This window comes from uncultured Nostoc sp. (assembly GCF_964245575.1).
In the GTDB taxonomy this organism is placed as follows: Bacteria; Cyanobacteriota; Cyanobacteriia; order Cyanobacteriales; family Nostocaceae; genus Nostoc.
Genome location: NZ_CAXTNP010000022.1, coordinates 22,388 through 47,530, shown reverse-complemented (window position 1 = coordinate 47,530; position 25,143 = coordinate 22,388). Strand labels below are relative to the sequence as shown.

The window sequence follows — 25,143 nt, the reverse complement described above, 5'->3', positions numbered from 1 at the left end:
CTCCCCACTTCCTACTCCCCATTCCCCACTATTTTCGCTTGCTGACTCCACTGTTGTACTAATTCAATCGCTGGACACAAATCTCGTCGCTGCATTGTTGCTACCTGCAAGCGCATAATTTGTTGGTGCAATCTGTGAGTGGGAGTCTGAGCTAACTGTGCTACAGAAGCAATACCTGCATGAAGCAATAAACCACAATATTGTATGCCTACACTGGGAATACGCGCCAAGTCAGCTAAAGCCATCCATTTATTTACATACTGAAGATGAATCTGTAGTTTATTTGCTAACGCTAGTCTTTTCTCTAGAGTCTTTCCTTGTTTGACTAGCGCTACTGTGCTAGTAATCCCACAATGTTGCAGTTGAGATTGTTCCTCGTGGTTCAGTCCAGGTAATTGCTCAATTGGCCAGTCACGAGATGTGATAAGACTTGGATTATTTGTATTTTTAGCAGACATTTTTGAATTTAAAATATAGGCTTGTTTAGATATTGTGACAGTCGCTTCTTTGCAAAAGTAGGCTCTTGCAGTCTATTTGTATTGCTGTGCGATTTTAACCCAACCTCTTGCAATGAGATTGCATCGTCTTACAATGCGATTGTATCGGCTGACAATGCGATTGCATCGGCTGACAATGCGATTGCATCGACTGACAATGCGATTGCATCGACTGACAATGCGATTGTGTTGGCTTGCAATGCGATTGTGTCGGCTTACAATGCGATTGCATCGCGCAAAAATTAGGTAAAGTCGATGATCAATACCTTTGCCAAAAATAGAGTTAGGTGTAAGTTTTGCCGAAACAGTCCCAGATAGTGAGTTTTTACCGGATGCGATTGATTGGTAATATTAGGTTTATCCGGTAAATAATTCACCTCGCATCACAGTTACCGCTTGTCCGCCGAGAAAGACGCGATCGCCTCCGTCATAATACACCTTCACTACCCCACCGCGACTGGATGCCTGATAAGCCAACAGATTATCTTTGTGCAAGCGATCGCGCCAGAAGGGAGCGAGACAACAATGAGCCGCCCCAGTCACTGGGTCTTCATTAATACCTAATCCCGGTGCAAAGAACCGTGAGACGAAATCATATTGAGAATCAGATTGTGTGAGGCTGGTGACAATGACTTCAGTTACAGGCAATGTTTTTAGTAGCTGGAAATTGGGCTGCATTTGCCGCACTAATTCTTCAGATTCCAATTCCACTAAATAGCCAAGGGAATTTTGGCAGACAGATTTGTATGGTACACCCAAAGCTTGTCCCAGTTCTGGAGGAGCGACTGTGGCTTTGGAGTAATTCACGGGAAAATCTAACTCAATCCATTCACCTTGTAACTTGGCAACGAGTACTCCACTTTTGGTATAAAAACGCGCAACTTCATCAGGTGATAAATGTCCTTCTGACCAAAGCACATGGGCACTAGCTAAGGTTGCATGACCACAAAGTGGCACTTCCACCGTCGGCGTAAACCAACGCAGATTAAAGCGATCGTTTTGTTTGACTAGAAAAGCCGTCTCAGATAAATTCATTTCCTGCGCTATGTTTTGCATCCAAGCATCATCTTGGGGAGTAGGTAAAACACAGACAGCAGCAGGATTACCTGCAAACGCTGTATTAGTGAAAGCATCAACCTGAGTAATGATTTTTCCCATAAAATTACTTTCAAAGTACTATCAGTCGCTGTTCGTAAATCAGTAAAATGAGATCCACGTAGCCAAAGATAAATTTTACACAAGTTTTAGTAATCTATTAAGTCACCTGTCTTTAGACGGATATGCAGCAGTGGCTTTAAAGCTAGCCTTAACAACATCATCGTCACTGCTACTAATGAAATTTTGGCAACGCTGACTGGTATTAATACCACGACATTGACTGCCGCTAATTTCACTATCGTCTAGAATATGTTTTTGCCCACACACGGCGGTTTCTTTTCGTAGATGATAGCGATTTTTAGAGAAGCAAAATTGTACTTTCGCTTTGTTAACGCCTTTCTACATTCAACTCTAAGTAAATTCGACTTTTTGTTTTGGCACAAATCAATGTTGAATCCAAATGGAAACTTGAGGATAAAAATTTTCAGAAGCACCTTTGCTGTTATCAACTTAGCGCTCATTTCTGGAGGATTAGTTAGTTGTGTTGTTGAAGTACCGCAGCCACCAGCTCCAACTGAGCAACAAAAACCAGTCCTACAACCTACGCAACAGCCTAACCAAACAAACCAGAATGACAAAGATGACGATCGCAAGGATAATAAACACGATGACGATAAAGACGATAACGATTAAATAAAGGCAAAGCTATAACCTTTACCCTTCTTTTTGAATTTCCATTTATGCTAATCCAACAAACTTCTACTTCCCTAATCGATACTTTACGCCTCCGACGGCAACAACTAGCCAACCTGATTGATTTTCCAGTAATTCTGTGGTCAGGTAGCAATAGTTCGCGCAACTTTCCTGCAAATCCCTTTCCGTTTCGCGCTAGCAGTCATTTCCTCTATTTTGCCGGACTACCATTATCAAATGCGGCAATTCGTTTAGAAGCGGGCAAGCTAGAACTATTCATCGATGATCCATCACCCAGTAGCGCCCTTTGGCATGGAGAAATGCCAAAGGGCCAGGAAATAGCCCAGAAGATTGGGGCAGATGTGGCTCGACCAATGGCAGAATTAGAGTCTTGGGTAGAAGATGCCGCCACACTTGCTGTACAAGATGCAGCTACTTGGACGCAACAATCGCAGCTATTAAATAGATGGGTTTTACCACAAAGTCCTCCCCAAGGAATTGACTTGGAGTTAGCTAAAGCGATCGCTTCTCTTCGCCTCACTCATGATGAAGCTGCATTAACCCAGTTGCGAAAAGCTGCGGCTGTCACTGTTGAGGCGCACAAAGCTGGGATGGCTGCAACACCTAAAGCCAAGCTGGAAGCAGAAGTTCGGGCAGCGATGGAAGGGGTTATTATTGCCCACAATATGACTACCTCCTACAACAGTATTGTCACCGTTCACGGTGAAGTTTTGCATAACGAACAGTATCACCATCCCCTACAACCAGGTGACTTATTACTTGCCGATGTTGGCGCTGAAACTGAGACGGGTTGGGCTGGTGATGTAACTCGTACATGGCCCGTTTCTGGTAAATTTTCATCTACCCAAAGAGATATTTATAATGTTGTGCTGGCAGCCCATGATGCTTGCATTGCCAAAATATACCCTGGTGCAGAGTATGGGGATATTCATTTGCTAGCTGCTAGGGTCATAGCTGAAGGTTTAGTAGAGTTAGGCATTTTACAAGGAAACCCTCAAGATTTAGTAGAGATGGATGCCCACGCGCTGTTTTTCCCTCATGGTATCGGTCATCTACTAGGTTTAGATGTTCATGATATGGAAGATTTAGGTGATTTAGCTGGGTATGAAGAGGGACGTTCTAGGAGCGATCGCTTTGGCTTAGGTTACCTGCGTTTAAATCGTCCTTTGCGTCCAGGAATGTTAGTCACAATTGAGCCTGGTTTTTATCAAGTGCCAGCAATTTTAAATGATACCAATGTCCGCTCAAAATATCAGAATGTGGTGAATTGGCAGCGTTTATCTGAATTTGCTGATGTGCGCGGAATCCGCATCGAAGATGATGTTTTAGTTACCACAGAAGGTAGCGAAGTTTTAACAGCCGCATTACCGAATAGTGCCGATACGATAGAAAATTTAGTAGGTTGTTAATCTGTGCATCATGCCTTGCTAATTGATAGCGTAAAAGCATAGGATGTTAACTTATGAGAAAAAAACCCATAGGATTACTACTCAACGGAGTTATTGTCACCTTCGGACTATTACCATTATTAGCTCAAGCACAGCAGCCGGTTTCTGATACCCAAGTTGCGGCGATGGTAGAGGCGTTGCGACAGGCTGCACCGCAGACAAAAAACCCCAACGATGGACTTTACAGCCAATGGCAAGTTAAACCAGAAACCCTCAAAGGCTGGTCAAAAACTTGTCTCAAACGAGAACTAACACCGACGCAGTTTGAAAACAGCCCTGCGATCGCCCGCCAAGTTGTCTCTTGCATCACGCGCCGTGAGTTAACCAATCAGTTTCGCGCCACCAATAATAATGAAATTGCATCTGTGCGTGGTGCAGCTTGTTGGTGGATGACTGGTAGTTATACAGGTTGTAACAAAGGTTTCACTGCTGAGTATGTGCAAAAAGTTGTCCGCTTTTATCAACAACAGCTCTCAAAACCAGCGGCGACTCAATTATAAAAGGGTGACTCTTTAGAAAGAGTTAAGATAATTGCTTTACCTTTTCGACAACCCAATCAAGGCGATCTTTTGCCCAAAATCTTTCGCCTTCGACTACCCAAGTCGGGACTTTGGGACAGCCAAACTGCTCGTATTCTGCCAAAGCTGCCACTGCTGCAAGTTTTGGCTGCTTCCCCGTGGATTAACTCAAGAATGCGATCGCCATTCAGTCCAAGTCAACCAACCTTTGAATTCAAAATCTTTTCTAGAAACCGACATACACATTTGTTACACCCAGCACTACTTCAAGTTTAGTGGTTGGGAGGGGATAATATATATTCTTTCGACTGCATACTGTTGACCTTCTGTATGTGGGGTTAACTGAAGCCAATTTTGAAAGCTTATTCCTAGTTGTTGGATAACTTGCACTTCTACTAAATAAGCTTCAAAACGATTATAGGTTTCAATTATCTGTTCAATTGTTTTTAACTTTATTTCAAATGTAAAGGAATTAATCCTTTCTTCTCGAATATCCTCGCAACACTCATTCAATTTTAGTAGAAGCTACAATTAATATTATATATCTGTCTAAATTAATTCGTTAATTTAATATTAAATTTGGCTTTTAACCCATTGGCGAAATTCTTTAACTAATTCCAAATAATCTTTTTCTCCCACCTGCTCTAAAAAATTAGAAATTTCTGTTAATGGCAGATTGGGAAATACTAAACTCTGTTCAACAGATATATATTTCTGATTTTCTAAAACGTTAATACTAAAAGAATTGCCATCATATCGCCAGATTTCAGGCACACCCATATCAGCATAGACTTCAAAGCGATTTTTAGAGCTGCTAGTAATATCAATTTCTACTACCAAGTCTGGAGGTGGATCTTGCGTTAAATCTATTCTTTTTTTGCCTCTTATTAGATTAATATTTTCAATGTAAAAGCATTTGTCTGGTTCTGCACCACTAAGTTGTGGACGTTTAAAAGTAGTAGAACCAAGGCAGTCAATTCTAACTTCTAGTTCTTCTGCTAGAGTTTCCACAAATCGGCCCACAATTTCTTTGTATCGTTCATGTTCAGGTGAAGGAACCATGATTTCTAAAGTACCTCGATTGTAAGTAAGCCGGAGACGGCGACTAGCACTAAGTTCAGTTAGCAAGTTTTCATAGGTTTGCCAACTGATACCCGATAGGTGGATGATTTCTGTGGGTTGAAGCAGTGTGTTGCTAGTCATAGCGATATGTGATGTAGGTTCTCGCTGTACAATAGCCCTTCTTACCCTCATTGTACTTTAAGCTCAATCTTCTATAAAGGTAGGTATCTGGTTGCTACAGTCGGGGTGAAAAATACTAAGCTGGTAGATAGCACGTTTAAAATTTAGCGGAAATTCGGAATCGCATTCATCGGCGGTTTAGAATTCCTCATTGGCGAACTACCTGTAATTACATTATGTTTGATGCTCTATCTGACCGTTTAGAAGCCGCCTGGAAAAAACTGCGGGGACAGGATAAAATTTCTCAATCCAACATTCAAGATGCATTGCGCGAAGTGCGCCGCGCCTTGTTGGAAGCAGATGTCAATCTCCAGGTAGTCAAAGATTTTATTAGCGAAGTCGAAGCCAAAGCACAGGGAGCCGAGGTGGTTACCGGCGTGCGACCTGATCAACAGTTCATCAAAATTGTTCACGATGAATTGGTGCAGGTGATGGGAGAAGAAAATGTTCCCATCGTAGAAGCCCAGGAACAGCCTACTATTGTGTTAATGGCTGGGTTGCAAGGTACTGGTAAAACCACAGCTACCGCTAAGTTAGCCTTACATTTGAGAAAATTAGATCGTAGCTGTTTGTTGGTGGCGACAGACGTATATCGTCCAGCCGCGATCGACCAGTTGGTGACGTTGGGTAAGCAAATTGACGTACCAGTATTTGAACTAGGAAGCGACGCAGATCCCGTAGAAATTGCCCGACAGGGTGTAGAACGCGCTAGGGCAGAAGGTGTAAACACAGTAATTATTGATACTGCTGGTCGCCTGCAAATTAACGAAGACATGATGGCGGAATTAGCCCGGATCAAAGCAACTGTCCAACCCGATGAAACTCTGTTGGTGGTGGACGCGATGACTGGTCAAGAGGCAGCTAATCTTACCCGCACCTTCCATGAGCAGATCGGAATTACTGGGGCGATTCTCACCAAGTTGGATGGTGATAGCCGTGGTGGTGCAGCGCTTTCGGTGCGAAAGATTTCGGGAGCGCCGATTAAATTTGTGGGCGTGGGTGAGAAAGTCGAGGCACTGCAACCGTTTTATCCCGATCGCATGGCATCCCGGATTTTGGGAATGGGCGATGTGCTGACCCTGGTAGAAAAAGCCCAGGAAGAGTTTGACTTAGCAGATGCTGAAAAAATGCAGGAGAAAATTTTGTCAGCAAAGTTTGACTTTACTGACTTTCTCAAGCAGTTGCGGATGTTGAAGAATATGGGATCTCTGGGAGGCTTGATCAAGATGATTCCAGGGATGAACAAGCTCTCAGATGATCAGCTCAAGCAGGGAGAAACCCAGCTCAAACGCTGTGAGGCGATGATTAACTCCATGACTCGCCAAGAACGCCACGACCCCGATTTATTAGCCAGTTCTCCCAGTCGGCGGCGGCGAATTGCTTCTGGCTCCGGCTATAGAGAGTCAGATGTGACTAAACTAGTGGGTGATTTCCAAAAAATGCGATCGCTCATGCAGCAAATGGGTCAAGGTGGCTTCCCTGGAATGCCGGGAATGTTCGGCGGCGGCGGTATGGGCAACGCCTTCGCAGGTGCAGGCAATCGTCCCCCAGCCCCCGGATGGCGAGGTTATGGCGGTGATGCCACAGGCACGAAAAAGAAAAAAACCAAAGATAAAAAGAAAAAAGGTTTCGGCAATCTTTAGTTCTTGGGCATAGGGCACTTGTACTGAGCGGCGTCGAAGTATGGGGCATTGAGCATTGGTAATTTGCTAATGACAAATGACTAATGACTAATGACTAATAGCACCAAATGCTAGACGAGTGCTAAAATTAGCATTTCGGCATACTTACCAATTAGGAGAATAGATTCTTCAACCATGATCAAACTGCGCTTGAAGCGATACGGTAAAAAGCGGGAAGCAAGTTACCGCATTATCGCCATTAACAACCTCGCTCGCCGCGATGGTCGTCCCCTAGAAGAGTTGGGATTCTACAACCCCAGAACTGATGAAGTGCGACTAGACGTTCCCGGCATCGTCAAGCGACTACAACAAGGCGCTCAACCCACTGACACCGTCCGTCGCATTTTAGTAAAAGCCAATGTTTTTGAACAGGTCAGTGCCACAGCTACAGCCGCATCATAATTCCGAAACAATATCCCCAACAGCTAGTCCCAACTATGTTGGGCTGGTTCGGTTTTTAGTGCAGCCGTTTTTGGAATCTCCAGAGACTTTAAGCGTCGATTGTGAAATTTCTCAGGGCCTCAACCGGGCTTGGATTCGCATCGCCTTTGAAAGCACGGATAAAGGGAAAGTGTTTGGTCGAGGGGGACGCAATATTCAGGCAATTCGTACAGTAATTGCCGCCGCCGCCGCTGCTGCTGCTGGGCAATCAGTATACCTGGATATCTACGGCAGCACTACGCCGGGTCGCGAGGGTATGTCTTTTGATGAAGAGACAGAAGAGCGATCGCCACCGCCGACTAGGAGAGAACCGCGTGGAAATGATGGGCCTAAACCCATTGTTAAACCCCGCCTCCGCTAGGTTGAAACTAGAGAGCAAGTCTGAGCGGTTGTAGTTACCTCCGCTCAGAATTTTTGTAAAGATGGAAAGTAGCAAAAAGATTTTTGGATCTTTTTTTGAACTCTTCAGCGAAGAGGCAGGGGAGCAGGGGGAAAGGGGCCCCCACGCAGTGGGGATTGGGGGAGAGGGGGCAGGGAGAAAGATACTGAAATACACTGCCACAAACGTTAGAGAGCAACTAAATTTATTTATGCCCAAAAGTAAAAGTATTTATTTCGAGATGTGTAACACGAGAAATAATACGTCCTTACTTTCAGCAGCTCTACATTCATGTATGGGGATTCCACCCCCTGCCCCTTTTCCTTTTTTTGACCAGTAGGGGCGTACAGTTTTATGCCCCTACGACAATTCATTTGTTGCAAAAATTTTTCCAAAATGTAAGTAATAAAAGCGTAATTTCGCCAAGGGCGAAAAAACATTAACCTTTGTCAAACACAGATCCTCACCAATTTAGAAATTTTATGGCAGGTGCCTTAACAATTCAGCTGCCCAATATTCCCAGTGCGATCGCTCTTGCGGGAGATGCAGAAGAAAATCTCAAAATCCTATCTCGGCAAACAGGAGCCACTTTAGTGCTACGCGGACAGGAATTACTGATTTCTGGTAACGAAGGGCAAATTGATCTGGCTTCTCGATTAGTGCGATCGCTTGAAGACCTCTGGATTAAAGGCAATACTATTTCCAGTGCCGATATTTTAACAGCTCGTCAAGCCATAGATAGCGATCGGCAAAGGGAACTGCAAGATTTACAGCGAGATGTCCTTGCCAAAAGTCGCCGGGGTGAAGAAGTCCGTGCCAAAACCTTTCGCCAGCGTCAATATATCGACGCACTTCGTAGACATGATCTCACCTTTGGTATCGGGCCTGCTGGTACCGGCAAAACTTATCTCGCTGTTGTTGTCGCTGTGCAAGCACTTCTTGCTAACCAGTTTGAAAAGCTAATTTTAACTCGCCCTGCCGTCGAAGCCGGTGAAAAACTCGGTTTTTTACCTGGAGACTTACAGCAGAAAGTTAATCCCTATCTTCGCCCACTTTACGATGCTATTTATGAATTCATCGATCCAGAAAAAATACCAAGTTTAATGGAACGCGGTGTGATTGAAGTCGCACCACTCGCCTATATGCGGGGACGCACCCTCAATAACGCCTTTGTAATTGTGGATGAAGCACAAAATACTACACCTGCTCAGATGAAAATGGTTTTGACTCGTTTGGGCTTCCGTTCTCGGATGGTAATTACAGGCGACATGACACAAACAGATTTACCACTTCACCAACAATCGGGTTTAGGAGTGGCTTTACAAATTTTAAAACACGTTGAAGGCATTGCTTTTTGCGAATTTTCCCAAAAGGATGTCGTGCGCCATCCTCTAGTTCAGCGCATTGTCGCCGCTTATGAACAATACGAAAAATAGTCATTTGTCATTAGTCATTTGTCAAAAAACTGAGAAAGGATAGCAATTTATGAGTACTACTTTGAAAGAATTTTTAGCAGCTTGTGAGACTTTAGGAACTTTGCGTTTAATTGTTACTAGCAGTGCTGCTGTATTAGAAGCACGAGGCAAAATAGAAAAGTTATTTTATGCAGAATTGCCTAAAGGTAAGTACGCGAATATGCATACTGAAGGCTTTGAGTTTCACTTGAATATGGACAAAATCACTCAGGTCAAATTTGAAACAGGTGAAGCGAAGAGGGGTAATTTTACAACCTATGCTATTCGATTTTTAGATGATAAACAAGAGCCTGCTTTAAGCCTCTTTTTGCAATGGGGTAAACCTGGCGAATATGAACCAGGTCAGGTGGAAGCTTGGCAAGCTTTACGGGAGCAGTATGGGGAAACTTGGCAACCTTTACCAGCAGAAATTTAATACAGCTAAACTGATAGGGGTGGAGGAAATCGGATATCTGCACTGAACTGCTCCACATTAACGCTGCGATAAATCGGTAAAATATATTCTAAATTCTCGTGGGGGCGGGGAATAATATGAGAAGAAAGCACCTCACCACCGTTAACTCTCAGCACCGCCTTTAGTCCTGCTGTCACCGCCACATTTACCTCGCCCACAACCCCCCGAATTAACACGGTAATTCGTCCCAAGTCAGTATTTTCATAACCAACAAGGGTTACACGGGCAGCTTTACACATAGCATCTGCCACTTCCACTGCTGTAGGAACGCCATAAACTTCAATCATGCCTAGTGCCAATGTCATGCTATAACCATAATTTGGGATTGTAAGGTCAAATATTTTACTACAAAGTTTTAATTTTTTACACAAACTTACTTAATTTTTAATCGAGAAATAATAAACGTTAAATATAAAACTACTAATGCTTACAATCAAGGGAATTTGGAGTTTTTGCTTGCTGTTTTTATTCCTTCTGTGGGGTGGTGAAGCTTTTGCAGGAGAGTTGTCTGAACGGTTAGCAAATTTTCCTCAATGGGAAAAATTAACTTCAGTACAACCGGCTTCGGGTGATTTGGTTTACCCTGAATGGATGGCTGGTACTTGGCAAGTTACAAGTACTTTGGTAGATTTAGCTGCACCTTTAGCACCAGAAATCGTAACTCCAGGATTTGAAGGTAATCGCCGACAATTAAATCAGCCTGTGAGTTTTGTAGTCAGATTTGTCAAAGAGCAACCATATCTTTCGGCGTTAAAGATAATACCTCAGATAGATAAAAAATCCCCAATTTTAGTAGCAGATAGAGCGTTTAATAGCTTGAATTTGGCAAGAGCTTATTTAGGGGATGAAGCAGTATTATTAGTCAAAGTAGATCCAGATTCACCTAATCGTCAGATTACGTTCTTGCGTAGCAGTCGCCAACTAGTTTCCATTGTGACTGCACGGGCTACAGAAACTACCCCTGATGGCAAGTTCATCACTACAGAAGTGTTTCAACAACTATTTAAAGGCGGTTCACGCCCCTATTTAAACTCTGTAGAATCTACCACCGCTTATCATAAACTTCCAACAGCTAATCCGGCAATTGAGGCAGATCAAGTTACTGCTGTCTATCTTTCACCCCAAGATCCAGATTACTTTAAAGCTGGTTCTCGACCAGTTTCCCTCTATCGCTATCGCCTAGAATTTATCCCTGCACAAATGCCTACTACTCCAAAGGAGTGATTTAAATCTGTAGCCCTTGACTGCTTTGTAATACATTTGTAATATGTAAATTCCAAGTTTACGATCGCGCCCTTGGACAGTGTGCATCATGGCAAAATTTCGAGATATCGTCAATTACTTTCGCTCTTACTGGAAGCAGAGTGTTTTTAGTATTACAGCATCTAGCATTTACGAAGTTATTGATTTAGTGGTACCTTACGCGATCGGGCAGATTTTAAACGTTTTGTCTAATCAACCTTTGGATAAACCACTTCAAAGTGCGATCGCAAGTTTTTCTGACATCACCAATTACCCAATTAATAAAACTCTATCTTTAGGAGTATTACTGGGTTTAATATTCATTGTCACTGTAGTGAGAGCACCGACACAACCTTGGTTGACTGGTTGGTTTCACTGGGATATAGCTTTCAAGTCGCGTCGAGATAAAACCGAAGCGGCGATCGCCAAAATTCTTACTCTCCCACTGGAATTTTATGACGAAAATAACCCCGGACGCATCGCTGGAAAAGTAGCTAGAGGCGTTGAGAACCACACTTTTAGTTACCCTGAAGTTGCCGGACAGTTGATTCCTAAACTGGCTCGTGTATTGGGAATTTTTGTGTTTATCTTGTTCATTGAGTGGCGGATTGCAATTTTATATCTAATTTCTTTTGTAATTATTCTCAGCTTCAGCTTGAATAATTTACAACAACTAATTGGGTATGAAAGTCGTCTGGATAAATATGGAGGTGACACCGAAAGCCGCACTTCTGAATTAATCACCAATATCAAAACGGTGAAAGCATTTGCTACAGAAGCTAAGGAACTGAAACGCCAAAAGCAACGTTTAAATCGTGAACTAATGGTGCTTGATTATCGCATCCACAAAGGTTATGTGAAACTGGGTACTTGGCAAAGAATTGTAATTCAGTTTTGTGTGTTTGCAATTCTGGGTTTGACTTTAGCAGCAACAGTAAATGGGAAAATTTCTCTTGGTCACTTTGTCATGACTTTAACTCTTTCTAGCATGGCTTATGCCGAATTAGAACCAATTAGTAACTTGGCAGAAGTTTTCGCCCGTCGTTATTCTTCTATGCTGCGGTTTCACGAATTTCTGCAAGAGCCAACTCCATCTGATTCAGCTAGTCTTTTAGAAGAGAGTAACCAGACAGAATCACCTTATAAATTTACCGGAAAACTTGAGTTGTCGCACCTCAGTTTTGGATATGATTCCAACCGTCAAGTTTTGCAAGATATCAACTTGTTGATTGAGCCATACCAAACAGTGGCATTAGTGGGGCGTTCCGGTTCTGGTAAGTCTACTTTAGTGAAATTGCTGTTGCGATATTTTGAACCTCAAGAAGGTCAAATCCTGATTGATGGTCAAGATATTCGCACTTTGGATGTAGGTAAGTATAGACGAAGATTAGCGATCGTTCACCAAGAAGTAGACGTTTTCAACGGTACTATATTGGATAACCTTACCTACGGCAGACCGAACGCTAGTTTGGAGCAGGTTCAAGAAGCCTGTAGAATTGCCAGAGTCGATGAAGTAGTGCAGCACTTACCCAAAGGTTATTACACCGTCGTGGGAGAACGAGGTGTCAGGCTATCTGGAGGACAAAGACAACGGTTAGGAATTGCTAGGGCGTTGTTAGTGGAACCAGACGTACTGATTTTTGACGAAGCTACCTCTAGTTTAGATTATGAGTCCGAGCGTTCGATTCAGCTAGCGATGCGATCGATTCAAGGCACTTGCACCACCATTGTTATTGCCCACCGTTTAAGTACAGTGCGGGAAGCCGATAAAATTGTAGTTCTGGAGCAAGGAAAGATTGTAGAAGTGGGTAGCCACGATGAACTTTTGCGTCACGAAGGTATTTACCGCCGCTTGCACTCCCTGCAAGAAACAGGAGAACTCCTGAGTTAGGGGACATACAGATTTTGGATTTTGGATTTTGGATTTTAGATTGACTCCACGAATCAATTTTCTTGATTAAATTGACCTTATTGACAACACAATAAGGTCGATTTTTTTCTAATTGTCCCCAACAGTATTTAGTACAAAAATCAAAATTTTGAGCCACCAGTTATGATGTATACAATATGTGATAATAGATTTTAAGTAAAAATCATTGTCTACTGAATTGTGCCCGCTCAGTAATCGAAGTTTTCTAATAACAAAAAACTAAGATTTACTCTTATCTGCTTCTTTCTGCGCCGCCTCACTGTATTTTTTATAAAGTTGAGTACGAATCTTGGCTTCCTGATAACGGCTGTGTTTTTTTGGCACCGTACTCATTAAATCTGAAGCCCGTTGCCACTTAGCAGCTATATCTAACCATTGAGTTGAGACTGTAGCTGTTTTACCAGATGCAGAAGCTTGATTGGCAATTCGCACGGCTATGGCAAATTGGTCATCAGACGGGTCAGAAAGGTTATTCTTAGCAAGACTAAGTGGTGTTTGAACTTTCCGATCGCTCGTATTTTCTGGAGTTACAGATTTAGAAGTTTGTAATTGCATTAGGTTTATCAGGTTATTACCTAACTGGGCATAAACAACCCAACTAAGCAAAAAAAGTGAGCATAAACCAGCCGCGGCTATTATCTTTGTTTTCGACTTATTTTTGTGTTTTTCTTTGTTAATAAGTACTAAAGGACGAGAGACTTGAGTTCTAGGAAAATTTGGCTTTCCTAGTTCAGCTTGAGCTTCTGTGAAATCTGTAATTAATTGCTTTACAATATTAGGCTGAATTAACGTAATTTCCTGTGACCAAAGCAATTGGTTGTCGCGATCGCTATGTATTTCCTTTAACCACAGTAATTGTTGTTCCCGAACAATCCGACTGTTGATATTGACTCGCCGAATGTAACGCGGGGCGATGGAATCAAGAATTTGCTGGATTTGTTCTACGAGGGGAGATTGCTCAAGTTGCTCTATCCTAGCCGCCTCGCACAGAAGTTGTAAGACACCATCAGAAAAAATGGCTCTAGTTCTGACACCAGACTTGGCTAGCTTTTCGTTCAATAGCTGAATAATCGCAGCAACGCTACCTTGGTGAGCTTGCCAAACGATATCATTTATCCGGTCTACCACCTGAAATTTAGTGATAGCTCTTCCACCCTGGCTGATTAACGTACTCATTAATTTAGGGACTCTTTTCTACTGAGCTTGATCTTGTTTTCGATTTTACGAGTAAAAAGATGAGTTGCCAAATAAAATCATAAATATAGAGCTTCCTTTTTCGGTTCGGGAAGGACGCTTGATCGCACTCAGTTAATTTGGACACTCTCACGCCTTGAAAGCGTGGGATTCTTGAACTGAAACTGCGCTTTCAGGATAACGCCGATGCTGGAGGACGCGCTACCTGTTTGACATAGTACATTAATGATGTCTTTTTGCGATCGCCTTTGGTCAAGTTGAGGTTGGTGAATGCACTCTGCGATGGTGCGTCCACTACGTGAATGGCGATCGCTCTGATATTTCTGTAACTGTCACGCCGTCAGATATTGTTCACAAAGCAAACAAAATAGCTGTATTAGGATAATTTTCTGAATAATTATCGCTTTTTTTGCCTTTTTGTCAGAATGGCAAGAATAATTAGCACAGCGATCGCTACATTAGAAGATATATATATAAAAATCAACAATGATTTTTATTCCTTCACAGTTCACACAAAACCATGAGTGCAAGTACCATTATTTCCGACAATCCCTTACTCCAAGGCACTGGTTTACCTGCCTTTGCAGAGATTAAACCAGAACGAGTAGTACCAGCCTTCAATGAGTTGCTGGCAGAACTTGACCAGCAGCTTGCCACCTTAGAGGCTAATGTACAGCCTACTTGGAGTGGTTTAGTAGAACCCTTAGAAAAGCTGACTGAACGGCTTACCTGGAGTTGGGGGGTGGTGAATCATTTAATGGGTGTTAAAAATAGCCCGGAACTGCGCGAAGCTCATGAAATCGTACAGCCATTAGTTGTACAATTTATCAACAAGCTCGGTCAAAGTAAACCTATCTATAATGCTTTTAAAGCACTCCGTAGCAGTGATAGTTGGGTAACTTTAGAATTAGCCCAACAGCGCATTGTAGAAGCCGCCATCCGAGATGCAGAACTTTCTGGTGTTGGCTTAGAAGGAGAGGCAAGAGAGCGTTTTAACGCTATACAAATGGAGTTAGCAGAACTTTCTACCAAATTCTCTAACCATGTACTTGATGCCACTAAAGCCTTCAGCTTAACCCTAACAACACAAGCGGAAATTGACGGTTTACCACCAAGCTTAGTGAGTTTAGCAGCCCAAGCGGCTCGTGCAGCTGGCAAAAGCGATGCCACACCAGAAAATGGCCCCTGGCGGATTACTTTGGACTTCCCCAGTTATGGCCCTTTCATGCAGCACAGCACCCGTCGAGATTTGCGTGAAAAGCTCTACAAAGCTCATATCACCCGCGCTTCTGCTGGCGATTTGGATAACAATCCCTTAATTGAGCGCATTTTGAAGTTACGCCAAGAACTCGCAGAGATACTAGGCTTTAAAAGTTTTGCCCAATTGAGCCTGGCTAGTAAAATGGCTCCCAATGTGGAGGCAGTCAACGCCCTATTAGAAGAACTACGCCGCGCTAGTTATGATGCTGCTGTCAAAGACTTGGCAGAACTCAAAGCTTTTGCAGCAGCACAGAAAGCAGCAGAAGCTGAGGATTTAAAACACTGGGATATCAGCTTTTGGGCAGAACGCCAACGAGAAGCAAAATTTGCCTTTACCTCTGAAGAATTGCGTCCCTACTTCCCTCTTCCCCAAGTGTTAGACGGCTTATTTGGACTAGTCAAGCGGCTGTTTGGCGTCACTGTCACCTCTGCCGATGGTCAAGCGCCAGTATGGCATGAAGATGTCCGTTATTTCCAAATTGCTGACGAAACTGGTTCTCCCATAGCGTACTTCTACTTAGACCCTTACAGCCGTCCAGCAGAAAAACGCGGTGGTGCTTGGATGGATGTGTGCATCAATCGGGGCAAAATCACTGAAAATGGTGTGACTGCTATCCGCTTACCTGTAGCTTATTTAGTGTGTAATCAAAGCCCTCCCATAGATGGTAAACCTAGTTTGATGACTTTCTATGAAGTAGAGACTTTGTTCCACGAGTTTGGTCATGGATTGCACCACATGCTCACCAAGGTTGACTATACCGGAGCCGCAGGTATCAATAACGTGGAGTGGGATGCAGTGGAATTACCTAGTCAGTTTATGGAAAACTGGTGTTATGAGCGACCTACTTTCTTTGGAATGGCGAAGCATTACGAAACTGGTGAAGCCCTACCGGAGCATTATTATCAAAAGCTGCTAGCGGCACGTAATTATATGAGTGGTACTGCCACGTTGCGGCAAATCCACCTGAGCAGTCTTGATTTAGAACTACATTTCCGCTATCACCCTGGTAGTAATGAAACTCCCTCAGATGTGCGTCATCGCATAGCCAAGACTACTAGCGTTTTACCGCCACTTCCAGAAGATGCAATTTTATGTGCTTTTGGACATATTTTTGAGGGTGGTTATGCAGCAGGCTATTACAGTTACAAGTGGGCCGAGGTACTAAGTGCTGATGCTTTTGCCGCTTTTGAAGAAGCTGGGCTAGAAGATGAAGAGGCTATAAAAGCTACAGGTCGGCGTTATCGGGATACGGTGCTAGCACTTGGTGGTGGTCAACATCCAATGGAGGTGTTTAAAACTTTCCGGGGTCGTGAACCAAGTACGATCGCTTTGCTCAGGCACAATGGTTTAGTCAGTGCTGCTGTAAACTAAACAACATCCTTACTCGGATCAAATTTTTACAAACAATCCTTAGCGATCGCCAACCTGCGGAATATAAGCTGTAGGGTGTGTTATGCCGTAAGCTAACGCACCATCTTAGATTTTCGGTGCGTTATGAACATTAGTCCATAATGCACCCTAACAGATTCTAAGAAAATTGATCAAAAAGAATACCTCGTCTGCGCCAAAGCCTACAACTACAAGCTTAGAAGTACGCAGTTTCCGATTATCCTTAATCAAAAAAATAGCGCCACCTTAATCACAGGCTGGCGCTATTTTTCTGATTTAATTTACAATAGTTAAATGAATTTCCTAAATTCCCCCCACTCATTCTACTCAACTTGCTTTTATACAGCACTGCTACGGGTTATTAAGTTCCACAGGAAAACCGCAACAATTGCACCAAGAACTGCTAGCGCAATACCAGGAATGCTAAGACTAGGGGCAGCTAAAGCTAATGTTCGTGTAGTGAAGAATACGCCTAAGCTACCGCCAACAAAAGCACCGATGATTCCTAGTAAGATTGTTCCCAGAATTCCACCACCTTGATGACCGGGGTAGATAGCCTTAGCGATCGCACCAGCAATTAGACCTAAAACAATCCAAGCAAGAATATTCATTGTTATTAATTTGGTAAACGTTTTTTACTCGACAAATACATATTATCAATATTTATCTATTGTTCTATCTACCATCAGAATTAATCATTAATAATCATAAGGAAGAGTTTAATTGGAACTAAGTTTTTTGATATAGGACTCATATTTGATTGCGTGAAAAAAACTCAGTACACCTTTATTCCTTCTTCCCAGTCCCAAGTATTGAGTCCCCAGCCCCCAGTCTCTACGAGTAATTCAGAAATCAAATCGGATTGCTATATGTGCCCCCATTGACCTAGATAATCAATTAAAAAAAAGCTCCTAGTTGGTCTTTAACTAGGCGCTTATCAAACTATTGCTTGGTAATTGCAGTATATGCATTTTTAAGTAGCTCTCTCCTCTACTAGAAGAATTAAGCTGAGTTTTTAATGACTGTCTCTAAAGTAATGTAAAGGAAGCAAAATTAGGCGATGTATAGGACGAGTTTAGTCAATAGACATCTCCAGAAATTAAATATGCGTTACCCAGAACCCTTGTAGAGACGTAGCAATGCTACGTCAAAACAATTCTTTTTCACTCCTATATCTAATGACTCAATGGCTGAAAAATGGGAACAGTCGGCGATAAGACCAATGCATACTTAGGAAAATCAGACTGACTAAGGTTAGCAACATAACCCCTAGAATCGTTCCGTATGACTTAGTACGCCACCAAAATCCATTTATTTGTACTGCACCTAGTCGGACAAGCTTCCACAGACTGCCTATTTCCATGCTTTTGGAATCATAAATGGTAATTGGTAAATATCCTGCTGGGTTTTGTCGTGAAATTGTCATTTTAATTACTCCTTTAGTTCCAAAGGCTGAGGTACTTAATTTAAAAATACGGTAATTCGATAGACTTAGTGTTATTTATAATATCTCATAATTTGATACAAGAAGCAAGCTTGAGAGCTGATCGCTGTTACTATGTCACGCTTTTATTGGGGAATGAGGACTGGTGAGTGGGAAAATTTGCTTGATATTCGCCCAATCTATAATCCATAATCCTTAATACTTCGGCTCCCTTCTCTAGGGGACGCTACGCGAACGACTGCGGTCAGTACAAGTCCCCAATCCCTAATTTCCAGTCAAAATGCCTAATCAAATTTGGTTATCACAATTGCAAAAACATCGAGCGATCGCAGTCATCCGGGCCCCAAAAATCGAAGTGGGACAGCAAATGGCAATGGCTATAGCATCTGGGGGAATGCAGTTAATTGAGATTACCTGGAATAGCGATCGCGCTGGGGAATTAATCACTCGACTACGTTCGGAATTACCAGCCTGTACCATTGGCACTGGTACGCTATTCAATGTGCAACAGCTAGAAGAAGCGATCGCATCTGGAGCGCAATTTCTTTTCACACCCCACGTTGATTTGGCAATGATTCAAGCAGCACAAAAAAAAGATGTGCCTATTATCCCAGGAGCTATGACTCCTACAGAAATTATTACCGCCTGGAGTCAGGGCGCTAGTTGTGTAAAAGTATTTCCCGTGCAAGCAGTGGGAGGGGCTGATTATATTAAAAGTTTGCAAGGGCCACTAGGTCAGATTCCCTTAATTCCTACTGGCGGTGTCACTTTAGAAAATGCCAAAGAATTTTTGCAAGCCGGAGCGATCGCTGTAGGTTTGAGCGGGGAATTATTTCCTAAAAAGCTTGTCACAGAGGGGAATTGGGCAGCGATCGCATCTGGGGCAAGAAAGCTGATACAACAGTTAAGTTAACTTAGAATCAAATCATCAAAAGTTCACGTCCATTAAAGTAATAGATAGGGAAACAAAAGTAAAAACTGATAAGTTTCTCAAGACCCGATAATTTGAGTGTGAGTGTATCTAAAATGAAAAAACTGTATCCTGACTGGGTGCGTTACTTAAAAATACTCCTTACTGGTACAGCACTGTCCTTAAGTGTTTTTACTACTACTGGAACGAGTGAGGTTTGGGCGAGTACCAAAGATCAAGTGATTGCACAAAAAATCCAGACATTACAACAATCAGATCAGCGCTGGATTCAAATTGATCTTTCAAAGCAACGGTTAATAGCTTGGGAAGGTGACAGAGTAGTTTATGGCAGTGCCATTTCTTCTGGCAAAAAAGCTACTCCCACTCTTGTTGGTACTTTTAAAATTCAATCCAAGTTTAAAACTACGCGGATGCAGGGAGAAAACTACAATGTTCCCAACGTTCCTTATGCGATGTTTTACCAAGGGAATTACGGTATTCACGGTGCTTACTGGCATAAAAGGTTTGGCACTCCAGTTAGCCACGGCTGTGTGAATCTCGCACCTAAACATGCTAAATGGCTATTCGAGTGGGCATCAGTAGGGACACCAGTAGTTATCCAGAAATAGTAGGTGAAGCAACCAAAAGGCAATTTAGATAAAATCATTAATAACAACAAATCAAGACAATTGAGTGATTCCCAGCAATATTTTATGCTGGGAATCTTCGGAGTCGGAATTACTGAATTTGAAATAAAATACAGAAGAGGGCATTTAACGATTTGCCCAAAATAATAAGCGTAAATCCTGACAATTACTGTGTGAAATTAAAAATGCAAATATAAATTTGGGGAAAGTTTGTATTTAAGCATTTAAATGACAGATTTTTTGTAAAAGTGTCCTTTGTAATTAGTCATTGATCATTAGTCATTAGTTAGAACTCATCATTTAATTAAGGACAAATGACAAATGTTCAAATTAGATGCAGATTAGCTTAGGACTTGTTTTGAAAGCATTAGCGGATGAATTGCGTAAATCCTCAACAGGAAGCGAGTAGTCTATCTGGAAATTTGTAGTTTCCAGAAAATTACTTCACTTCATAATTTTTGCGTAGTTTAGAAGGTAAGGCATAATGCAATCTTGGATTGGCAGTGGTAGAATTCGTTTTTTAGGAACTTTTTGTACAGGTGTGGCGCTGATGGGGGCAACTCTATTTTCTTGGTCATCACCTTTAGCAGGTACACCCAACTTTACTACAGCAACAGCCGCGTCACTGGATGAAAACGGCATCACTGCATCTAATATCAGGCAAACATCCCAATCTCGCTGGATTGAAATTGACTTGTCAGAGCAACGCTTACGTGCATGGGAAGGTAAAAGACTTGTTTATTCATACCGCATTTCTGGAGGCAAGCGATCGACCCCCACACCCATAGGTAGATTTCGGATTAATTCTAAGTATCGCACTCATCGGATGCGAGGCAGGGACTACAATATTCCTGATGTTCCTTACACAATGTATTTCTACAGAGGCTATGCCATCCACGGTGCTTACTGGCACAATCGTTTTGGCACTCCAGTCAGCCACGGTTGCGTAAATTTACCTGTTAAGCAAGCTCGCAATCTTTATAACTGGGCTAGCAATGGAACTTTAGTAGTGGTGCGGAAATAATTTGTAATTCGTAATTAAAAGTTTCAATTACGAATTATGGTGAGGATGAATTAATCATTGCGGCAATTCTTACCTGTCTATAAATTCAGGTGAGAATTGCCGAGTGTAATGTACCCTACATCACTGATAGACTAAAAACACATCTTCGAGGGATTTAGGAGCTATGAGCTACTCAACTACTCAACTACTTACCCTTAGAAGTAAGTTCTAAAGTGCGACGCCGAATAGCCCGCACTTCTCTACGAGACGCTGCGCGTAGCAAAATCCACGAAGTAGTACGACAAAGCTACTTCGACTGCGGTTCCATCGAGCGACTTGTACTGAGTGTAGTCGAAGTAAGTCGAGATGCTCAGTACAAGTCAGTGACCATCGTAGACATCGCTTTCTGGCGAAAACCAAATTATAGGTATAAATCATGTCTATAATAGACATGATTATGAATAAAAGAGGTAGGAGAATGAACTGGAGAATTGCAGAAGCGAAACAGAGGTTCTCCGAACTGATTCATGCCGTAACTAAAGAACCGCAACTCATATACAACAGAAATCAACTGGTGGCTTGGCTGTTGTTGTCGAAGCTGAGATGTTTGAAGAATTTTTGACGTGGCGCAAGCAGCGCGAAAAGATTTCTTTAGCTGATGCTTTCAGAGAATTACGCCAGATAGCGACTGAGGAAGATTATATCCTCGAAGTACCCTCTTGCCAAGACCGTCCAAACCCTTTTGCTGATGCTATCGATGACTTTTCTCTGTGACACTAACATTATCAGCGAATTAGTAAAACTGCAACCTAACTCTGGTGTACTGAAATGGGTAGAAAGAGTTTCCTCAATAATTCTGAGTGCAATCACCGTTGAAGAAATATTTTACGGACTGACATCCAAGCCTAACCCTAGAATTCAAATATGGTTCGAGAACTTTTTGGAAAATAACTGTCAAGTATTGCCTATCACCATTGAAATTGCCAAGCGCTCCGGTGAATTGCGAGGTCAACTAAGATTAAGTGGGAAGACACACACCCAAGCAAATATGATGATTGCTGCTACTGCTCAAATTTATCAATTGACTTTAGTAACGCGCAACATCCGGGATTTCGACGGTTGCGGTATCCCACTTTTAAATCCTTTTAATTAATTAACTCAACTGTGCCACAAGTTGATTTTCCAACAGCGTATCATTCGTTAACAAGTCCTCAACAGTGATTCGCAAAAAGCGTTGCTCATCAACTTGAAAGAGAATTTTGATGCGATCGCTTCCAGGATATCCGGCTGGTGTCAGTTGGGCAATTGTCCTCGCGCCTTCTTGCTCGTTGAGGGGTTTGACACTGGTTTCACTATTGTCCATACGGCGAGTAATTAAGCGATCGCCATCAAAATAAACTTCGGTATTACCTGTATCTGCTCCCAATTCTCCCATAATTAGTTCAATGCTGGGCTGATTTTCCACAGAAGCGCCTAAGACTAATTCCACTGGCTGACTCATCGGGTATGCCTGTCCAGCTTTAATTAAAGAATGCCATTTGTGACGCTGATTGCGGCGATCCCAGTAGCGGATACCATAACTATGGTAGAGAAAGTCTTTAATTTGTATCCCTTGTGCTAGCTGTAATGCACCTTGAGCGATCGCTTCAAAAGGACGTTCGCAACGGATTTTTGCTGGCTCAAAATACTGTTTTATCCATGTCTGCACTGCTGGTAATTGTACTGTCCCACCAACTAACAAAACTGCATTAATATCTGGAAGTTCTATTCCTTGGCGTCTTGCTTGCTGCAACAGTGTCGTCATCGACTCATCTAGTAACTCAAAAAATGCATGTTCTTTGAGGATATTTTCAAAAGTGTCGCGGTTTAATTCCAGTTCATAGCTTTCAAATGTCTCATCATCAAAATAAACTTCACTAGCTTGGTTTTGGCTAGATAGCTGAATTTTTACCCGTTCTGCCAATCTTGTTGTCAACGGACTTACCGCCAGTTCTTGAGTTTTGGCAAAGTAATCTACTAACCAATTATCAATATCAGTACCGCCTAAATTCTGCCCAGCTTTCGCCAAGACACGGGCTGTTTTAACTTTTTGTTTTGAATCTTCAGCCAGGGACTTATTACCCCACTTGAGGATAAATCCAAGCGGTTTTGTGGTTGCTTGCACGCCTTGATCCAACCGGACAAGGGACAAATCCAAAGTGCCCCCGCCAAAGTCAATCACCAAGAGAATTTCTTGATCTGCCAAGCCATAAGCTAAGGCGGCGGCTGTGGGTTCATCCAGCATCCGCACCTGTTCAACGGGAAGGGCTTGGCAAACTTTCCCCAACCAGTGACGATAGGCTTCAAAACTGTCTACGGGTACGGTTAACACTAGAGAATCTAACCCACCTTGCAGGGGAGCTAGTTCTTCAATTACTTTGGTGAGGAACCATTGCCCTACTTGCTCAAAGGTGACAAGTTGCCCATCTAATTCGGGTAAGAAACCTTGGATATCTGCACCGATACCGCGTTTGAAGCTGCGGAAAAATCTAGTGTCGCCTTTGAGGTCAAGACCGCGATCGCGAACTTGTTGCCCTACTAAGACTTGATTTTTTGTGGCGTCTTCAACATAAACCAAGCTGGGAATCAGTGGTGGATTGAGACTTTGTGTAATTGATAAACCTGGTAGATTCAGGGTTTCTGGCTGTTGGGTTACGGGGTTCCAACGAGCAATGACTGTGTTGCTAGTACCAAAATCGATTGCGATCGCCATATTTTATATTTATTATCTCGCACAAAGAGGCTAAAGTTACTTTATTTGTGATTATTCTCTATAATTGGTTTCAATGATGTTTGCTTCAGTAGTTGTTATTTTATCTGTATCTTATTTATCTTTATTATTTCGGTTTCTACGTCGCCATACTCTGTTTTTGAATCTAGTTTGGTATTGTATAAAATAACTTACCCTAAGTTTTGCTCACCTCAATGATTTTTTCTCACTTGTGAGAAATCCGGGAAAACTAGTTCAGTCTGGCTTGTTTTGAAATCCGTCTAGTTATTTCAATTTCTTGCTTGATTTTATCTGCTTCGTCTTGACATTCCTCTGCTAGTCCTTCAAGATTATTCGCTACTGACAATACCTCTTGTGCTAACTGTTTCGTCTGTGCTGATTTCTGATCATATTTTTGAGAGGCTTCAGTAATTTCATAAAAAATATGTTTGTATTCTTCAGGTGGATTTTCCAACCACTCCTCAAGCTCAGTTTGCGGTTTTTGAAGAATAGCAATAGTTTTTTCCCAGGAGGTTTTAAGACGCATATCTAACGTCTTAATCTCCTGAATTTTTGCCTTGAGTTGTTTGGTATTATTTACTCCAGCTAACTCATAGACTTTAGCTTTTAACTCTTGAAGTTTCATGATTACTATCGAGCGTCCCCAATTTAGAGCATTTTATCGATCCGCTTATTTTAATTTTTGATAAAGTTTTTCATTCTCTTCACGAAGACGCTGACTCTCTTGAAATAATGTAGCAATTTGCTGTTTTTGCTGTTCAACTAAAGCTATTGCTTCATCTCTTTGCTGCTTATATCTTTTGGTATGGGCAACTCTTCCACCTAAACTCTTATTATTTTGAGCTAATTCCTGTCTTCGCTTCTCAACTTCATTGTATTTCTTTTTAAGCTGCTCTAGTTCTTTAACCAATTCCACCTGAGCTTTACTATTCTCAGCTTCCGATCGAAAGGCTTCATTTTCCGCTTCTAGCGAGGCAATTCGTGCTTCTAATCTCTTAATTTCTTTGTCTTTGCCAAACAGTTTCTCTTGTAATGCTTTGATCAGACTTAGGAGCTTGGATTTTTGTTGATCTTGTTCATGACAAGCTACTTCAAGCTCATTAGCGCGATCGCGAAGACGACCAGCCCGATTCTGTAGAACTTTAGCTGTACATTCATACTTAATAATAGCAATAACCCTGCTACGATCTGGTTCTCCTAGTTGTTGAACTTCAGGGCTACGCCAAAGTTCATCGTAGTTGGTACAATCATGGCGTAGATCCTGGGTTTTGACGTGTCCAGGATCTGCAATTAACTCAGAATTTTTCAACCGAACTTGGTCATGCCAGTAGTCAAACAATGCCTTGCTGTCGTCCATTAGTGTGCGATCGCTTGTAAAGTAGCTTATTTATCCTTAAAAGATAGA

Annotated in this window: 28 protein-coding genes; 16 read left to right on the top strand and 12 right to left on the bottom strand. The window is 42.3% G+C overall.

The window, feature by feature from the left end; genetic code table 11:
• Window positions 1–11 precede the first annotated feature (11 nt).
• The 3 genes from ACFFAP_RS05980 to ACFFAP_RS05970 all read right to left on the bottom strand — a co-directional run bounded on the left by ACFFAP_RS05980 (window position 12) and on the right by ACFFAP_RS05970 (window position 1,867).
• The gene (locus tag ACFFAP_RS05980; RefSeq protein ID WP_375510366.1) at window positions 12–458 is read right to left on the bottom strand and encodes a DUF4332 domain-containing protein; all 447 of its coding nucleotides are present in this window, start codon (window positions 456–458) and stop codon (window positions 12–14) included.
• A gap of 396 nt (window positions 459–854) precedes the next feature.
• Entirely contained in the window at window positions 855–1,655 is an 801-nt protein-coding gene (locus tag ACFFAP_RS05975) for a PhzF family phenazine biosynthesis protein (RefSeq protein WP_375510365.1), read from the bottom strand.
• An 86-nt stretch (window positions 1,656–1,741) separates the two neighbouring features.
• Complete coding sequence (locus tag ACFFAP_RS05970) at window positions 1,742–1,867, bottom strand: hypothetical protein (protein WP_375510364.1); 126 nt, start codon at window positions 1,865–1,867, stop codon at window positions 1,742–1,744.
• A 175-nt stretch (window positions 1,868–2,042) separates the two neighbouring features.
• On the opposite strand from ACFFAP_RS05970, the gene ACFFAP_RS05965 reads away from it, so the two are divergent.
• Genes ACFFAP_RS05965 through ACFFAP_RS05955 form a run of 3 tightly spaced genes read left to right on the top strand, consistent with a single transcriptional unit; the run spans window position 2,043 to window position 4,257 of the window.
• On the top strand, window positions 2,043–2,288 hold the full coding sequence (locus tag ACFFAP_RS05965; protein WP_375510363.1) for a hypothetical protein: 246 nt from the start codon (window positions 2,043–2,045) through the stop codon (window positions 2,286–2,288).
• 47 nt (window positions 2,289–2,335) lie between these two features.
• The gene (locus ACFFAP_RS05960; RefSeq protein ID WP_375510362.1) at window positions 2,336–3,718 is read left to right on the top strand and encodes an aminopeptidase P family protein; all 1,383 of its coding nucleotides are present in this window, start codon (window positions 2,336–2,338) and stop codon (window positions 3,716–3,718) included.
• Between the two features lie 53 nt (window positions 3,719–3,771).
• On the top strand, window positions 3,772–4,257 hold the full coding sequence (locus tag ACFFAP_RS05955) for a hypothetical protein (RefSeq protein ID WP_375510361.1): 486 nt from the start codon (window positions 3,772–3,774) through the stop codon (window positions 4,255–4,257).
• Between the two features lie 591 nt (window positions 4,258–4,848).
• Here the strand turns inward: ACFFAP_RS05955 and ACFFAP_RS05950 are convergent.
• Complete coding sequence (locus tag ACFFAP_RS05950) at window positions 4,849–5,478, bottom strand: Uma2 family endonuclease (protein WP_375510360.1); 630 nt, start codon at window positions 5,476–5,478, stop codon at window positions 4,849–4,851.
• 215 nt (window positions 5,479–5,693) lie between these two features.
• Between ACFFAP_RS05950 and ffh the strand changes: the two genes are divergently transcribed.
• The 5 genes from ffh (at window position 5,694) to ACFFAP_RS05925 (ending at window position 9,909) form a co-directional block, all read left to right on the top strand.
• Window positions 5,694–7,160, top strand: a complete 1,467-nt coding sequence (ffh, locus tag ACFFAP_RS05945; protein ID WP_375510359.1) for a signal recognition particle protein — start codon at window positions 5,694–5,696, stop codon at window positions 7,158–7,160.
• Between the two features lie 174 nt (window positions 7,161–7,334).
• A complete protein-coding gene (gene rpsP / locus ACFFAP_RS05940; protein ID WP_109011669.1) occupies window positions 7,335–7,601 on the top strand; it encodes a 30S ribosomal protein S16 in 267 nt (88 codons plus the stop codon).
• Entirely contained in the window at window positions 7,558–8,001 is a 444-nt protein-coding gene (locus ACFFAP_RS05935) for a KH domain-containing protein (protein ID WP_375510358.1), read from the top strand. The genes rpsP and ACFFAP_RS05935 overlap by 44 nt, the downstream gene beginning before the upstream one ends.
• Window positions 8,002–8,501: 500 nt before the next feature.
• A complete protein-coding gene (locus tag ACFFAP_RS05930; protein WP_375510357.1) occupies window positions 8,502–9,455 on the top strand; it encodes a PhoH family protein in 954 nt (317 codons plus the stop codon).
• A 49-nt stretch (window positions 9,456–9,504) separates the two neighbouring features.
• The gene (locus ACFFAP_RS05925; RefSeq protein ID WP_375510356.1) at window positions 9,505–9,909 is read left to right on the top strand and encodes a ChuX/HutX family heme-like substrate-binding protein; all 405 of its coding nucleotides are present in this window, start codon (window positions 9,505–9,507) and stop codon (window positions 9,907–9,909) included.
• A gap of 5 nt (window positions 9,910–9,914) precedes the next feature.
• Here ACFFAP_RS05925 and ACFFAP_RS05920 read toward each other — a convergent pair whose 3' ends face one another.
• A complete protein-coding gene (locus ACFFAP_RS05920) occupies window positions 9,915–10,253 on the bottom strand; it encodes a carbon dioxide-concentrating mechanism protein CcmK (RefSeq protein WP_375510355.1) in 339 nt (112 codons plus the stop codon).
• A 118-nt stretch (window positions 10,254–10,371) separates the two neighbouring features.
• Between ACFFAP_RS05920 and ACFFAP_RS05915 the strand changes: the two genes are divergently transcribed.
• Together ACFFAP_RS05915 and ACFFAP_RS05910 are read left to right on the top strand one after the other, a co-directional pair.
• A complete protein-coding gene (locus ACFFAP_RS05915; protein ID WP_375510354.1) occupies window positions 10,372–11,172 on the top strand; it encodes a DUF6816 family protein in 801 nt (266 codons plus the stop codon).
• Window positions 11,173–11,260: 88 nt separating this feature from the next.
• Window positions 11,261–13,081 carry an ABC transporter ATP-binding protein gene (locus ACFFAP_RS05910; RefSeq protein ID WP_375510353.1) on the top strand — a complete coding sequence of 607 codons (1,821 nt, stop codon included), beginning with the start codon at window positions 11,261–11,263 and terminating at the stop codon, window positions 13,079–13,081.
• 258 nt (window positions 13,082–13,339) lie between these two features.
• Here the strand turns inward: ACFFAP_RS05910 and ACFFAP_RS05905 are convergent, their stop codons facing one another.
• Entirely contained in the window at window positions 13,340–14,296 is a 957-nt protein-coding gene (locus ACFFAP_RS05905; protein WP_375510352.1) for a hypothetical protein, read from the bottom strand.
• A 190-nt stretch (window positions 14,297–14,486) separates the two neighbouring features.
• Window positions 14,487–14,609, bottom strand: a complete 123-nt coding sequence (locus ACFFAP_RS05900) for a hypothetical protein (protein ID WP_375510351.1) — start codon at window positions 14,607–14,609, stop codon at window positions 14,487–14,489.
• Between the two features lie 225 nt (window positions 14,610–14,834).
• On the opposite strand from ACFFAP_RS05900, the gene ACFFAP_RS05895 reads away from it, so the two are divergent.
• Complete coding sequence (locus ACFFAP_RS05895) at window positions 14,835–16,946, top strand: M3 family metallopeptidase (protein ID WP_375510350.1); 2,112 nt, start codon at window positions 14,835–14,837, stop codon at window positions 16,944–16,946.
• 356 nt (window positions 16,947–17,302) lie between these two features.
• On the opposite strand, the gene ACFFAP_RS05890 is transcribed toward ACFFAP_RS05895, so the two are convergent.
• Together ACFFAP_RS05890 and ACFFAP_RS05885 are read right to left on the bottom strand one after the other, a co-directional pair.
• Window positions 17,303–17,575 carry a GlsB/YeaQ/YmgE family stress response membrane protein gene (locus ACFFAP_RS05890; RefSeq protein WP_375510349.1) on the bottom strand — a complete coding sequence of 91 codons (273 nt, stop codon included), beginning with the start codon at window positions 17,573–17,575 and terminating at the stop codon, window positions 17,303–17,305.
• A 572-nt stretch (window positions 17,576–18,147) separates the two neighbouring features.
• Window positions 18,148–18,390 carry a hypothetical protein gene (locus tag ACFFAP_RS05885; protein ID WP_375510348.1) on the bottom strand — a complete coding sequence of 81 codons (243 nt, stop codon included), beginning with the start codon at window positions 18,388–18,390 and terminating at the stop codon, window positions 18,148–18,150.
• Window positions 18,391–18,688: 298 nt separating this feature from the next.
• Here ACFFAP_RS05885 and ACFFAP_RS05880 point away from each other — a divergent pair, with 298 nt between their 5' ends.
• The 5 genes from ACFFAP_RS05880 (at window position 18,689) to ACFFAP_RS05860 (ending at window position 22,121) form a co-directional block, all read left to right on the top strand.
• Complete coding sequence (locus tag ACFFAP_RS05880; protein ID WP_375510347.1) at window positions 18,689–19,321, top strand: bifunctional 4-hydroxy-2-oxoglutarate aldolase/2-dehydro-3-deoxy-phosphogluconate aldolase; 633 nt, start codon at window positions 18,689–18,691, stop codon at window positions 19,319–19,321.
• Between the two features lie 113 nt (window positions 19,322–19,434).
• Window positions 19,435–19,947 carry a L,D-transpeptidase gene (locus tag ACFFAP_RS05875; RefSeq protein WP_375510346.1) on the top strand — a complete coding sequence of 171 codons (513 nt, stop codon included), beginning with the start codon at window positions 19,435–19,437 and terminating at the stop codon, window positions 19,945–19,947.
• A gap of 502 nt (window positions 19,948–20,449) precedes the next feature.
• On the top strand, window positions 20,450–20,989 hold the full coding sequence (locus ACFFAP_RS05870; RefSeq protein WP_375510345.1) for a L,D-transpeptidase: 540 nt from the start codon (window positions 20,450–20,452) through the stop codon (window positions 20,987–20,989).
• 558 nt (window positions 20,990–21,547) lie between these two features.
• Window positions 21,548–21,742, top strand: coding sequence for a hypothetical protein (locus ACFFAP_RS05865; protein ID WP_375510344.1), 195 nt, complete (start codon window positions 21,548–21,550; stop codon window positions 21,740–21,742).
• Window positions 21,726–22,121 (top strand): type II toxin-antitoxin system VapC family toxin, encoded by a 396-nt coding sequence (locus tag ACFFAP_RS05860; RefSeq protein WP_375510343.1) that lies wholly within the window; start codon window positions 21,726–21,728, stop codon window positions 22,119–22,121. Before ACFFAP_RS05865 ends, ACFFAP_RS05860 begins: the two co-directional genes overlap by 17 nt.
• Here ACFFAP_RS05860 and ACFFAP_RS05855 read toward each other — a convergent pair whose 3' ends face one another.
• The 3 genes from ACFFAP_RS05855 to ACFFAP_RS05845 all read right to left on the bottom strand — a co-directional run bounded on the left by ACFFAP_RS05855 (window position 22,122) and on the right by ACFFAP_RS05845 (window position 25,095).
• Window positions 22,122–23,720 (bottom strand): Hsp70 family protein, encoded by a 1,599-nt coding sequence (locus ACFFAP_RS05855; protein ID WP_375510342.1) that lies wholly within the window; start codon window positions 23,718–23,720, stop codon window positions 22,122–22,124. It lies immediately after the preceding gene.
• A gap of 247 nt (window positions 23,721–23,967) precedes the next feature.
• On the bottom strand, window positions 23,968–24,363 hold the full coding sequence (locus ACFFAP_RS05850; RefSeq protein WP_375510341.1) for a hypothetical protein: 396 nt from the start codon (window positions 24,361–24,363) through the stop codon (window positions 23,968–23,970).
• Window positions 24,364–24,408: 45 nt separating this feature from the next.
• Window positions 24,409–25,095 carry a hypothetical protein gene (locus ACFFAP_RS05845; RefSeq protein ID WP_375510340.1) on the bottom strand — a complete coding sequence of 229 codons (687 nt, stop codon included), beginning with the start codon at window positions 25,093–25,095 and terminating at the stop codon, window positions 24,409–24,411.
• Between the last annotated feature and the right edge of the window lie 48 nt (window positions 25,096–25,143).

Coding starts and splice junctions, on each gene's coding strand:
- ACFFAP_RS05950 (WP_375510360.1), bottom strand. CDS start 5,478: ATGACTAGCAACACACTGCTTCAACCCACAGAAATCATCCACCTATCG.
- ACFFAP_RS05930 (WP_375510357.1), top strand. CDS start 8,502: ATGGCAGGTGCCTTAACAATTCAGCTGCCCAATATTCCCAGTGCGATC.
- ACFFAP_RS05965 (WP_375510363.1), top strand. CDS start 2,043: ATGTTGAATCCAAATGGAAACTTGAGGATAAAAATTTTCAGAAGCACC.
- ffh (WP_375510359.1), top strand. CDS start 5,694: ATGTTTGATGCTCTATCTGACCGTTTAGAAGCCGCCTGGAAAAAACTG.
- ACFFAP_RS05870 (WP_375510345.1), top strand. CDS start 20,450: ATGCAATCTTGGATTGGCAGTGGTAGAATTCGTTTTTTAGGAACTTTT.
- ACFFAP_RS05905 (WP_375510352.1), bottom strand. CDS start 14,296: ATGAGTACGTTAATCAGCCAGGGTGGAAGAGCTATCACTAAATTTCAG.
- ACFFAP_RS05935 (WP_375510358.1), top strand. CDS start 7,558: ATGTTTTTGAACAGGTCAGTGCCACAGCTACAGCCGCATCATAATTCC.
- ACFFAP_RS05885 (WP_375510348.1), bottom strand. CDS start 18,390: ATGACAATTTCACGACAAAACCCAGCAGGATATTTACCAATTACCATT.
- ACFFAP_RS05850 (WP_375510341.1), bottom strand. CDS start 24,363: ATGAAACTTCAAGAGTTAAAAGCTAAAGTCTATGAGTTAGCTGGAGTA.
- ACFFAP_RS05980 (WP_375510366.1), bottom strand. CDS start 458: ATGTCTGCTAAAAATACAAATAATCCAAGTCTTATCACATCTCGTGAC.
- ACFFAP_RS05860 (WP_375510343.1), top strand. CDS start 21,726: ATGACTTTTCTCTGTGACACTAACATTATCAGCGAATTAGTAAAACTG.
- ACFFAP_RS05915 (WP_375510354.1), top strand. CDS start 10,372: ATGCTTACAATCAAGGGAATTTGGAGTTTTTGCTTGCTGTTTTTATTC.
- rpsP (WP_109011669.1), top strand. CDS start 7,335: ATGATCAAACTGCGCTTGAAGCGATACGGTAAAAAGCGGGAAGCAAGT.
- ACFFAP_RS05880 (WP_375510347.1), top strand. CDS start 18,689: ATGCCTAATCAAATTTGGTTATCACAATTGCAAAAACATCGAGCGATC.
- ACFFAP_RS05975 (WP_375510365.1), bottom strand. CDS start 1,655: ATGGGAAAAATCATTACTCAGGTTGATGCTTTCACTAATACAGCGTTT.
- ACFFAP_RS05875 (WP_375510346.1), top strand. CDS start 19,435: ATGAAAAAACTGTATCCTGACTGGGTGCGTTACTTAAAAATACTCCTT.
- ACFFAP_RS05855 (WP_375510342.1), bottom strand. CDS start 23,720: ATGGCGATCGCAATCGATTTTGGTACTAGCAACACAGTCATTGCTCGT.
- ACFFAP_RS05925 (WP_375510356.1), top strand. CDS start 9,505: ATGAGTACTACTTTGAAAGAATTTTTAGCAGCTTGTGAGACTTTAGGA.
- ACFFAP_RS05845 (WP_375510340.1), bottom strand. CDS start 25,095: ATGGACGACAGCAAGGCATTGTTTGACTACTGGCATGACCAAGTTCGG.
- ACFFAP_RS05955 (WP_375510361.1), top strand. CDS start 3,772: ATGAGAAAAAAACCCATAGGATTACTACTCAACGGAGTTATTGTCACC.
- ACFFAP_RS05920 (WP_375510355.1), bottom strand. CDS start 10,253: ATGACATTGGCACTAGGCATGATTGAAGTTTATGGCGTTCCTACAGCA.
- ACFFAP_RS05895 (WP_375510350.1), top strand. CDS start 14,835: ATGAGTGCAAGTACCATTATTTCCGACAATCCCTTACTCCAAGGCACT.
- ACFFAP_RS05890 (WP_375510349.1), bottom strand. CDS start 17,575: ATGAATATTCTTGCTTGGATTGTTTTAGGTCTAATTGCTGGTGCGATC.
- ACFFAP_RS05960 (WP_375510362.1), top strand. CDS start 2,336: ATGCTAATCCAACAAACTTCTACTTCCCTAATCGATACTTTACGCCTC.
- ACFFAP_RS05910 (WP_375510353.1), top strand. CDS start 11,261: ATGGCAAAATTTCGAGATATCGTCAATTACTTTCGCTCTTACTGGAAG.